General features: G+C 64.6%; 9 protein-coding genes and 1 pseudogene. 8 read left to right on the top strand and 2 right to left on the bottom strand.

All coding sequences use genetic code 11. The annotated features are described in order from the left end of the window. Nucleotides 1–443 precede the first annotated feature (443 nt). From ACGFMP_RS35340 to ACGFMP_RS35355, 4 genes are all read left to right on the top strand, one after another. Nucleotides 444–683, top strand: coding sequence for a hypothetical protein (locus ACGFMP_RS35340; protein WP_393677899.1), 240 nt, complete (start codon nucleotides 444–446; stop codon nucleotides 681–683). 908 nt (nucleotides 684–1,591) lie between these two features. Then, the gene (locus tag ACGFMP_RS35345) at nucleotides 1,592–2,380 is read left to right on the top strand and encodes a hypothetical protein (RefSeq protein ID WP_393677901.1); all 789 of its coding nucleotides are present in this window, start codon (nucleotides 1,592–1,594) and stop codon (nucleotides 2,378–2,380) included. A gap of 640 nt (nucleotides 2,381–3,020) precedes the next feature. Further along, entirely contained in the window at nucleotides 3,021–3,809 is a 789-nt protein-coding gene (locus tag ACGFMP_RS35350; RefSeq protein ID WP_393677903.1) for a hypothetical protein, read from the top strand. 372 nt (nucleotides 3,810–4,181) lie between these two features. Continuing rightward, nucleotides 4,182–4,715 (top strand): NUDIX hydrolase, encoded by a 534-nt coding sequence (locus ACGFMP_RS35355; protein ID WP_393677905.1) that lies wholly within the window; start codon nucleotides 4,182–4,184, stop codon nucleotides 4,713–4,715. Here the strand turns inward: ACGFMP_RS35355 and ACGFMP_RS35360 are convergent. Then, nucleotides 4,712–5,998: a hypothetical protein gene (locus ACGFMP_RS35360; RefSeq protein ID WP_393677907.1), complete on the bottom strand. Its 1,287-nt coding sequence runs from the start codon at nucleotides 5,996–5,998 to the stop codon at nucleotides 4,712–4,714. The genes ACGFMP_RS35355 and ACGFMP_RS35360 overlap by 4 nt on opposite strands. A 218-nt stretch (nucleotides 5,999–6,216) precedes the next feature. Between ACGFMP_RS35360 and ACGFMP_RS35365 the strand changes: the two genes are divergently transcribed. From ACGFMP_RS35365 to ACGFMP_RS35380, 4 genes and pseudogenes are all read left to right on the top strand, one after another. Next, on the top strand, nucleotides 6,217–7,125 hold the full coding sequence (locus tag ACGFMP_RS35365; protein WP_393677909.1) for an ATP-binding protein: 909 nt from the start codon (nucleotides 6,217–6,219) through the stop codon (nucleotides 7,123–7,125). Nucleotides 7,126–7,313: 188 nt separating this feature from the next. Further along, nucleotides 7,314–7,820, top strand: coding sequence for a hypothetical protein (locus ACGFMP_RS35370; RefSeq protein WP_393677911.1), 507 nt, complete (start codon nucleotides 7,314–7,316; stop codon nucleotides 7,818–7,820). A gap of 83 nt (nucleotides 7,821–7,903) precedes the next feature. Next, a complete protein-coding gene (locus tag ACGFMP_RS35375) occupies nucleotides 7,904–8,557 on the top strand; it encodes a class I SAM-dependent methyltransferase (protein WP_393677913.1) in 654 nt (217 codons plus the stop codon). Between the two features lie 159 nt (nucleotides 8,558–8,716). Beyond that, nucleotides 8,717–8,917: pseudogene (locus tag ACGFMP_RS35380) on the top strand (site-specific integrase); the annotation flags it as partial. A 337-nt stretch (nucleotides 8,918–9,254) separates the two neighbouring features. Here the strand turns inward: ACGFMP_RS35380 and ACGFMP_RS35385 are convergent. Continuing rightward, complete coding sequence (locus ACGFMP_RS35385) at nucleotides 9,255–9,851, bottom strand: hypothetical protein (protein ID WP_393677915.1); 597 nt, start codon at nucleotides 9,849–9,851, stop codon at nucleotides 9,255–9,257. Nucleotides 9,852–10,469: the final 618 nt, after the last annotated feature.

Genomic DNA, 10,469 nt, shown 5'->3' on the forward strand with positions numbered 1-10,469 from the left:
GCCTGCCGCCGCCGTACCGCCCCGGCGCAGGTCGGCCCGGCGGTGCGGTGGAGGCGGCCCGCGGGCCCGCATGCCTCCAGGGTGCGCGAGACGAACAGTGCCTCACCCGGTAGTGCCCGCGGGCATCACCACCGCAGAGGCCCGCGTCCTGGACGCCCCCGAGCCCGACCACATCGGCACCCTCCTGGTGCGGGCAATCGCACCCCGCTGATCCCCGCACGGGCCCGGGCGAGCAGGGGGCGGCGAGGCCCCGCGCAACGGGGTGCCGGATCGCATGGCGCGCGGTTCGGCCCCACTGATCCCATCCTCACCAATTGGTCTGGACCTATTGAAGCAACAGGCGGCGCCAGGCAAGCTTGCTGCTGCGCGCGCATCCCCCTGCACCACACCCCTGGCCACACGGCAGGCGCTTCCGCCTGCCCCGGAAAGGAGTTGTGATCCATATGCGCAAGAAGGTCCTCGCCCGCGCGGCCACCGTAGCCGCCACCGTGATCCTCGGACTGGGCGTCGCCGGCACGGCCGCACAAGCCTCGCCCCCGCCCGGCAGCGGCTTCATGTTCATGGGCTACTTCCCCACTTATGCGAGCTGCGTCGCCCAGGCGCAGGCCAACGCCCCGGTGCACGGTCCGGTCTACATCTGCGAGTACGGCACCAACGGTCTGTACCTGCTGTGGATGCACTGACCTGACCCCGCTCGACCGCTCAGGAACGGACCCGCGCGGCACCCCGCCGCGCGGGTCCGCCCCGCATTCCGGGCACCCTGCAGCACTTCGACGGTGACGCGCTGCTGCACGAGGACTTCGCCCCGGACAACGTCCTGATCGCCGAAGGGCGGGCACGGCTCATCGACTGGGCGTGGCCGACGCGTGGCGCGGCATGGATCGACCCGGCCGCGCTGGCGCTGCGTCTCATGGAAGCCGGACACCCGATCGCCGGCCTTTCGGCCCAGCAGCGGCCCGGCAAAGGATCTCCACGAAACGCCGTGGAGCCCAGGCCAGATGTGCTCTGACCTGGGCTCCAGCGGTAGGCCGTGTGGGACTCGAACCCACAACCAATGGATTAAAAGTCCTGGCCAGCACATGCCGGGCGGCGGTGGACGGTGGGCCGCCATCCGAAACCCGCAGGTCAGACGGCTGCGGATCACGCTCCGGTCCAGTGACGCGCCCTCGGTGCTGGCACGTCCGCTTACGCACCGCTCACGCATCCAGCACGCACCGCTGGGTCGGAGGAGACCGATGCCAGCGCATGGAAGCAGGAACCTGGCGGCTCGGCCAGCGGCCCTTCCCCCGCCCCCTTGTCCCAGTCCGACCACTCACCCAGCAGCGGCATCTCGGAAGAGGTTCGACAGGTCCCGGAATGTGAGTCCAGGATTCCGGTACCGCTCACTGAGCCGGTCGACCGAAGCCTTGATCACCCAGTGATTCGAGTCAACGCCATGACTCTATCCGTCCGTTCATAGCTGAAAAAGTTGAGGATGTTGACCCAGCAGCACTGGTCGGTATCCAGCGATACGGTGACGAGGGCCCCACTGACGCTCCGGAGTAGACCGTTCCCAACCCGCACCACCTGGTCTGCCACTAATCTCTCGGGTATGGAAGAGGGTCAGCCGACACCACAGGATCGGGCCGCGCTTGGCGCCGAGGTTGCTCTACGCGCCACGACCAGCGCCGGGGCACTCGTTGCAGGTGCAGCCTTCGGCCTTGAAGCTGGCTCCGCAGCTCTGGCTGGAAAAGAGGCTCTTGACGTTGCCGGTGCGAGGCTGATCGGCCAGATTCTGCGGTACCGCGAAGAGCGAGCAGCTCGCGTACTTTCTGTCGGTGCAGCCACCGCAGACCTGGAACTCGACAGGTTCGTCTCGTCCATCGAGTCCAGCGCAAGGCTACTGGCCTTCATGGCCGAGAGTGTTGAAGCAGCTATGGACACTCCGCTGGAGACGAAGATTCGCGCGCTCGGGGGCTGCCTCGGACGTGGAGTGCGGGACGAAGCGAAGGTAGACGAGGAACGGCTGCGGGTCCGTGGCTTGGCCCGGATCGACGAACCCGAAGTCAAGTTGATGGAAGTACTGGCCCGGCAGACAGGCCTGATCCCGCCGCCCGAAGTGCCGGAAGGTGAGGAGCACCGCTGGCCTGGGTGGCGACGGCCGGAGATTCTGAGCGAGCTGCCAGGGTTCGCTGCCGTACTGGACGCCTCGATCGCTCGTCTGGTCTCGGAAGGACTCGTTCTAGACGATGGGATTGGTCGGTTGGCAGCTGAAGATGGCTTTCGCCAGATGTGGATCCTGACTGACTTCGGCAGAGACTGCCTGCAACTCCTTCGAGCTGTCGGTCCTCAGGGCCAGCCCAATGAACCAACCCATCCTCTTTCTTCGCCGAGTGCTTGATGGCGCGTCTACTCCCTTGGCGGCCACCACCGGTCCGCGCATTACTGAGGCGATTTGACGAGGCGCGCCGCGCGGAGGTTGTTCTTACTCGCCGGCTCGTTCCCCCGCCCGGCAAAGGTGACACCCCATTAGACCCATCCAGCCGACCCCGAAGCCTAGAATGATTACCTCGCCGAAGGCGATGCTCCCAGTCCAGCAGATTCATCTCCGCCCGACAATCATTCGGCACCGACCCTGCTCGGCAGTCGCAGCGACAGCAGGCAGGTTCGATACCGCCGCTTCCGTGGTCATATGGGCCGCCCAGTGTATGAGAAACGTCTTGGGCGGCATCCCCATGACACTGGTGATGCCAGGATGGTTAACGGCGGCCTCCCTGTCCACCTAGAAGCGGCTGCCGCGCTAGATAGTCCGGTTGGCTCCAGATATATGTGTCTCCTCGTATATAGGTACCGCCGAGTGATCTCCAGAGAGCATGACGGATTAGCATTAAGACCACTATTCGACACCCAAGGGACAGGATTAGGGAAATACCCAAATAGGGATCATCGCGCCTTCTCTCTGCGCCGAATTCATCAAAGTGCGACCTACGATTTTTGCAATCCCCAGGACGGGACGTCTAGCAAGCCGATAGGATCATCTCATGCCACAAGATGAAACACCTGATGAAGACTCCATGGGCGGCCCCTCAGCACCGTTGACACGCCTCGAGCGCTCGCTGGCTGGCCTGATGGGGATTCTAATGGTGGGTGGAGGCACAGCAGCGGTTTTCACGCGCAAGGTTGAGGCCGGACCAACAGCTTTGATCACCGTTGGCGCCCTTCTTGTCGTGATCGCAATTTCTGGAGTTGCGATCAAACGCGCCAAAATCGGCGATAGCGAGATTACACTACATAACCGACAAGCGGCGGCTATGGCAATTTCTAGAACGCCAGCCGACGAACTGGATACCGCTCTGAGCGTCCTAGCGGCCTACGATCCAGCTGCCGTATCAGATCCGAGCATTCGCATGGCAATTTCCGGAGCCTATGATTCCGCCGTGCTTTCTAGCTTGGAAAGAAAATACGGCGCGGACTTTTCAAGGCTACGCAGAGGTGCGGGATTCGACGCCGAAATATCTTTCAATGTCGGAGTATTGGCTATCGAGATCCTACACTTCCCCTCAGAAGGCGCCGAAATGAGGCAGCGACTTAAGCACATGGTTCACAATTTCACCCGAAGGATCTTGGAGAACGACTACGAGCGGGTCGCCGTCATTAGCAACATCGGCGTTCCGCAGGATATTCGCACCCTGATGCAGAGCAACTTGCACAAGGAACTCAACCTGAAAAACTACTCGGGCCATGTGCGTCTAGTTTTTATTGATTTGACAAATCCGTCGGATTCGGAAGAAATCGGAGGAAAGCTCTCTGATGCATTTCCTAATCGTTAGACATGAGTCGCCAATCGATCGGCATGCGGGTGTCGTCGGGCGACTCGGGTTGATACGGCCTTTGATTTTTTGATCCAGCTCAAGAACGATCTCGCTCGTCTCGATGCATGTAAAATTGAACTTCAACTGCGCGAGGCTATAAGAGGTCTCACCCGAAACCCGCAAGTCATACAACCGGGGGTTGTCGCCTCGTCCACTCTGGACTGTCCAGTACCAGCACGTCCGCGCACGCATCCAGCACTCTGGCAGGTTCATTCCATCGCCGCCAGGTCACTCATCAGATACTCGTCCATGTGACGTGAAGTCGTCCGAGCGGGCCGCCCTGAGGTCCCACGTCTGAGATGCTGAGGCAGATCGAGAGGGGCCGCAGCGATGCAGTGGAAGATCCACGGGGAACGTCCGATCTACGAGAACCCTTGGGTGAACGTGTGGTTGGTCGATGTCGAGCAGCCGGACGGGCGGCGGTGGGAGCACCATGTGCTCAAGCTGCGGCATCTGGCTGTGGCGGCCGTGGTGAACAGCGAGAAGCAGGTCCTGATGATGTGGCGCCATCGCTTCATCACGGACTGCTGGGCCTGGGAACTGCCTATGGGTCTGGTCGAGGCCGGCGAGACCCCGGCCGAGGCTGCCGCCCGCGAGGTGATGGAGGAGACCGGTTGGCGTACCAGCGAGATGACGCCGCTGATCTACGCCCAGCCAGCCAACGGGATCACCGACTCGGAGCACTTCGTCTTCCGCGCCGACGCGGTCGAGTACGCCGGCCCGCCAACCGAACTCAACGAGTCGGACCGGCTTGAGTGGATCCCGTTGTCCAAGTTGCGCGCCATGATCGACCACCGCGAAATCGTCAGCAGCGGGACACTCGTAGGAGTCCTCTACCTGCTGCTGGACGAAGCCGGGCTCTAGCCAGCCTGCTGTCCCGCCAGCCGGGCGTCCAGCTCCGCGACTGGTCGGAACGTGCGGAATGGCGTGAGCAGGTGACGGAAGTCCCGCAAGTGTGCGGTCACACGGGGCGAGTCGACGGTCGCGGACAGATTCAGGGCGTCACTAGCCGCTCGGCATGCCTCCTCAACCTGGCCGCGTTGCAGCTGGGTCCTCGCCAGCCAGAAGGAATGGAAGGCCCGGCCGCGCAGGTTCGTCTCCGGTTCATCGCGCAGTGCTTCCGCGATCAACGGTTCGGCGGCACCCGCGTCCCCGAGCTGTCCGAGAGCGATGCCGATGTCCACCGTGAGCTTGGTCCGGTCGAAGTAACTCACCCATGGTGGGTCGTCGTCTGCGGATCCGACCCGCTCGAAGTGCAACTGCGCCTCGGCGATAGCCGCATGGGTCGCCGTTCGGTCGCGTCCGCTGGCGTGGCCGAACGCCTCGCGGACGTACAGCATCGCCATCAGTCTCGGAGTGCCTCCGTCGTGGCGAGCAACGTCCTGGGCAGTCCGTGCCAGTGTGACTGCTTGCTCGGCCCGGTCCTGATAAGTAGCTTGAAGGCTCAGGCAGGCGAGGACGTTGGCGACGAAGGCCCGGTCGTCGATCGCGCGCGCCAGGCGCAGGGACTGGGTGAAGTACGCCCTCGCCGTGCTGTACTGCCGCGCGTCGAAAAGCGTCCAACCAGCCAGCCGAGCAAGTTCCGCAGCGATGCCGTGCAGACTGCGCCGGTAGTTCGAGTCCGTGCTATCGGCAAGTAAGCCCATGACGTACCTGAGTTGCCCAATCACTGCGGGCCGTAGGGCCTCGCCACCATGCTCGTCATCCCGCCGCCAATAGTCCTCGATCGAGGTCTGCAGGGAACGAAGCGTGCTCGGCGTCACCTTCGTGGCCGCCGCAATAGCGAGAATGCCGTCCAGATCCTCTGGCTCTCCTGGGAGGAAGCTTGGCCCGGGCGGAGCGGGGGCCGGCGCTCGTTCCTCCCAGCCCCGCGGCGCAAGGCCGAGCATGTGACCGGGTACCCGGAGGCCGTCAGCGACGCGTTCGATCACGCTCATGTTCGTGATGGTTCGGCGACCGGAAATGACCTCGCCAACCCTGCTCGGCGTCAGCTCACACTGGCGAGCGATGCGTGAGACGTGAAACCCGCCCCTTGCTTTCGCCAAGCCGAAGATCTTCGTGAAATCCCGCGCGGCGCAGGCCGCGATCATCTCGGGGTCCACCAGCAGGCGAGTGGGCAGGCCGACAGCTGCCGTGGGTTCGGTCATGTCCGGCCCCCTCATGCGGGAGGGTGATCGCTCACCGTCACCCGGGATCACTTACTGCGAGTTTACCCACCGTGGGTGTCCACGCTGGCCTTAACCCAGAACGGACCGCACGGACAGTCTGAGATTCCCTCCGGGAGTCAGCCTCCGAAGGAAGCGACACCCCCTTGCTGCACCGAAGTCAGCGGCATGGCATCCAGCGTCTCGAAAGGTCCCCAGCGATGTCCGACACCATCTCGGATACCTGCCCTCCTACTGACGGTTTCCGCGTCGAAGCCGAGTCCGAGGCGGTGCCCGAAGCCCGTCGCAGGATCGTGGCATTGGTGCGGAGCTGGGACGTGCCGCTGCCGGACGACATCCTCAGCGACCTTGAACTGCTGTCCACCGAGCTGATCACCAATGCCGTCCGCCACACCCGGGCGTCCTGCGCGGTGGCCGTGCGCTGGACCGGCGTACGGGTCCGGGTCGAGGTCACCGACGTAAGTCCTGCCCGCCCGCACCCACGCCACATCTCGTCGGAGGCGGAGGGAGGACGCGGCCTGCTCCTGGTCGAGTCCCTGGCCACCTCATGGGGAAGCGCCCCCGACCCCGCCGGGAAGGTCGTCTGGTTCGAACTCGGGCCGTCCGACGGAACGCCTCCTCCCTGGAGCACGCCGGGGAAGTGGACGATCACCACCGATAGCGGATCGGCGACATCCGGCTACCTCCCCGCCTGGGCAGAGGACGACCCGACCGAGGCCAACGTGCCCCTGGACCAGCTGCCGGAACGGCTCAACAGCATCAACCATCGGAACTTCTTCGAAGGCCCGATGATGCCCATCACCTCCCCGGACGTGCGGGGAGGGGCGGAAGACGACGCGGTCTTCGAGGGCAGCATCGACTGCAACCCCTACGACACGGACCCCCGGCTCCGCGTCCCGGTCGTCAACCTCCAGGTCTGCGTAGGGCGCTGGATCCTCGGACTGGACCCGCAGAACCTCGCCGAGGTCGCCGCGAAGCTCCGCGCCCACGCCGACTTTCTCGACGAGAAGGTACGTCCCGCGCTCATCGCCGCCCGCGAGGACTGGATCGCCCACCACCCGTCAGCCCAGCAACGCTCGCCAGCCTCAGGCCCGGGGGGCCACACATAACCGGCACACTCGCTGCCCCGGCCCCGGCCCTGCCCGCTGGCGCGGCTGTGCGAGTGCCGGGCGCCGGTGGACGTCGCCGGCGGTTGCCCGGACTCCACGTCGTCACGCCTTCAGGGTGCCGTACGGGTCCCCAGCAGCCGCTGGCAGACCAGAAGTCTTACCCATCCCCAGATTAGGAGGACAGCACCATGACCACAGCCGTCCAGATCGACACCGGTATCGGGTTGCGCACTCGGGACCCGAAGGAACTCCTCAACACCGTCCAGCCCAACATCGCGCACCTGACCGTCAACATCCTCGACAGCGGCATGACACTCTGGGACCGCGAGATCGCCCTCCTGCTGCGCGACCACAGCATGGTCCGCGACATGGCCGAACGGATCCTCGGCAACGCCGTCATGTACACCCTCGCCTGCATCGAGCATCCGGACGTTCACCTCGGTGTCGGCAAACTCGTCGACATCGGCGTCCACCAACTCATCCTCGACACGCCCGTCTGGTTCGCCCTTTGCGACGTTTACAACGGCGGTCGGTACAAGCATCACGCCCCGTTCATCGAGCGCCGCAGCGACGGCCTGTGCCTGCGCACCGCCGACTTCCTCACCTCGATCGGATTCGACATCGACGAGGAGCTGTGGGCGATCGACGGAACGGACTGCTCGCCATGTGACAACAAGGTCCCCGACAGCCACTGAACGGCACTGTGCCCTGCCCCTTCCGATGCTCACGGGCATCATGGGGGCGGGGCACAGCCCCTTTCCGCAAGCAGAGGACACAGATGCCTGCGCAACACGACATCACCGCCGAGACCGAACTCTGGGATGCCTACGCCGGCAGCGCCTTCAAAGAGGACGCCGAACCGGTCTTCCACTGGACGCAGTACGCCGGTCACGGCCCAGGCCCCGAAGTCCTTGGCGACCCGGAGAGTGTGCTGGAGATCGGCTGCGGCACCGGGCGCGCGCTCGCCCACTTGGCGCAGCGCGGCGTGAAAGCTACAGGCGTGGACCTGTCTCCCGTCATGGTCGCAAGGACGACCGAGCGGTGGGGGACGACCGGTGCGCAGTTCCACTGCGCCGAGGTACTGGACTACCTCGGCTCCACCGCCGAGGCCTACGACGCGGTGTATTCCATTTTCGGAGCCGCCTGGTTCACCGACCCGTCAAAACTCTTTCCGCTCGTCCGGAAGCGCCTCAACCCCGGCGGCGTCTTCGTCTTCTCACAGCCCCCGGCCATCCCCGGGGCGTATGGTCCGCAGGGCATGTACAAGGGCGGCTTTGCTGGGAAGGCCATGTTCACCTACCGCTACAGCTACCGTCCGCCCGTATGGGAACGCCTGCTGGCTCGGGCCGGTTTCACCGCTGCCCAAGCCAGCGTCCTCGACGCCCCCGAGCCTGATCACATTGGCACGCTCCTGGTCCGCGCCCAGGCGTGACGCCGAGCCCAGCCCACGTCGCCTCCGTCGAACAGGCGATAGCGCCGGTGGGCACCTCGGCACGAACCTGTAGCCGCGGGCGATCCCGGCGAGAGCCAGCTACCCGTGGAGAGAGTCGGCATCGTGTTAAACGCCTGGCCTGCGGCCGCGGTCCACGACGCCGAACGGGCGCGGCTGAGGTCGGTGCGGGCGAAGCTCGCCGAGCTGCCTCCCTTCCGCAAGCTGACCGGCCCGTCCACCCAGCAGGCGATACGCCGCACCCTGCGTGCCGCGGTCAACTCCGCGATCGCACCGCAGCTCATCACCTTCACCCCGGCCTCCCACGTCGAACTCGCCTCGGGCCGCAGGCCCAAGCCCCTCACGCATCGCTCACGCACGGCCCCCGGCATGGCGGTGCCCCGGCCGTCCGAGGACGACCAGGGCACCGAATCCGCAGGTCAGCGGCTCCCTCGGGAGCTCGACCCCGTAGGCCGTGTGGGACTCGAACCCACAACCAATGGATTAAAAGTCCTGGCCAGAGCGTGTCGGGCGCTGGCGGGCGGTAGGCCGACGTCCGAAAGACGCAGGTCAGGTGGACCGAGGTTGTCGCCCTGTCCGCACCGCACCGACCGGTGCCAGCACATCCGCTCACGCATCGCTCACGCAAAAGGAAGTCAAGAACCAGTTGCCCACTCCGGCTCCACCTGCGTGCCGATAACTATGACCGCCTCCATGGCGTTAGCAGCGCCAAATGGGTTCGCACGGCCTCCAAATAGGCCTGCTCGTACGGCTTCAGCGACCTGAGATCGACCACACTGAACGGGATGTTCATCGCAACATCACTCCTGTTCGCCGCAGCCAACCATGCATCGTGCATCGCCACACCGGACGTTCGTCGCATCTGCTGCAGGAGTTCGGCATAAGCCTTACCGACCTCCTCTGACTCAACAGCTGTCCATGCCTCGTGGTACGCAAGTCTGGCCTGTATTTCACGCAGGGCTTCGGAGAGCCGGAATCGTTCCTCGACGGCTTGATCTCGGCGGCGCCGACGAATAGCGAAGGGCATCTCGTTGTAGGCGCTGTAAGCTGCAAAAGCCTCGGCGAATGCCGCCGAAAGCCTGTTGCGCTCCTCCTCCTTGGACTTGCGGCGCGCCTGCCAGATGTTGATAGAGGCAGTCACCAGGGCGGCCAAAACAACTCCTGACAGCACTGTGGCTGTCAACGCACCGATTGTGTTGCCCTGCCCGGAATCAGCCTCGGTGGCTAGACTTAAGCCAGCAGTCAGGGCGAGGACGGCGGCAAGAGAGGAGACCACGGAGGCCTCCCTCCCAGACCATTCATACCGATGGCGGTCCATGCGGTGCCTCTGGCCCAGCCCACACGCCAGTACGCCGCCACCATTCTTCCCGCAGTAGGTGTGCGACAACAAGTCCCAGCAACACGATTGGGCCATCGCTAACCGTCCACCGTTGCTCAGCGGGATCTCCGGGGTACCAGATACACAAAGCGTCGTCGTTGTACCGGTGAGGCGAGCGAGAGTCACCGTCGGTGTAGACACGAGGGAACTTCGGGCATCTCTCCTCGAAGACGATGGTGACGGTCTGCTCTGGTAGATCGTCCACGCGCAGGAGAACCTTGAAGGCAAAACCGCGTTGGCGTGGCAGGGGCGGCTTGACTGCCCAGAAGACCAGGCCAGAGGCCGAAAGCCGTCGCTGGAAGGCACCTCGCGCGGCCGGCCTGGAGAACCAGACTGGCCTGCTCCAGGCCGACCGCCCCGTCATCAGGTTGTCTCGGAGTCGCCGTAGGCCCGGGTGGCCGGGAGAGCTACTCCGGCACCAGGTCACGTCCGCTGGAGTGGTGTATCGACGGCCACTCGGTGATCTTGTTGCGAGGCTATGCGGTGAGTTCGGTGGGCAGGGCGGTTTCGTCGGTG

The organism is Streptomyces sp. NPDC049040, assembly GCF_043197715.1.
In the GTDB taxonomy this organism is placed as follows: Bacteria; Actinomycetota; Actinomycetes; order Streptomycetales; family Streptomycetaceae; genus Actinacidiphila.

Excerpts from the sequence above, each read along its gene's own strand:
- ACGFMP_RS35340 (WP_393677899.1), top strand. The coding sequence starts at position 444 with ATGCGCAAGAAGGTCCTCGCCCGCGCGGCCACCGTAGCCGCCACCGTG.
- ACGFMP_RS35345 (WP_393677901.1), top strand. The coding sequence starts at position 1,592 with ATGGAAGAGGGTCAGCCGACACCACAGGATCGGGCCGCGCTTGGCGCC.
- ACGFMP_RS35350 (WP_393677903.1), top strand. The coding sequence starts at position 3,021 with ATGCCACAAGATGAAACACCTGATGAAGACTCCATGGGCGGCCCCTCA.
- ACGFMP_RS35355 (WP_393677905.1), top strand. The coding sequence starts at position 4,182 with ATGCAGTGGAAGATCCACGGGGAACGTCCGATCTACGAGAACCCTTGG.
- ACGFMP_RS35360 (WP_393677907.1), bottom strand. The coding sequence starts at position 5,998 with ATGACCGAACCCACGGCAGCTGTCGGCCTGCCCACTCGCCTGCTGGTG.
- ACGFMP_RS35365 (WP_393677909.1), top strand. The coding sequence starts at position 6,217 with ATGTCCGACACCATCTCGGATACCTGCCCTCCTACTGACGGTTTCCGC.
- ACGFMP_RS35370 (WP_393677911.1), top strand. The coding sequence starts at position 7,314 with ATGACCACAGCCGTCCAGATCGACACCGGTATCGGGTTGCGCACTCGG.
- ACGFMP_RS35375 (WP_393677913.1), top strand. The coding sequence starts at position 7,904 with ATGCCTGCGCAACACGACATCACCGCCGAGACCGAACTCTGGGATGCC.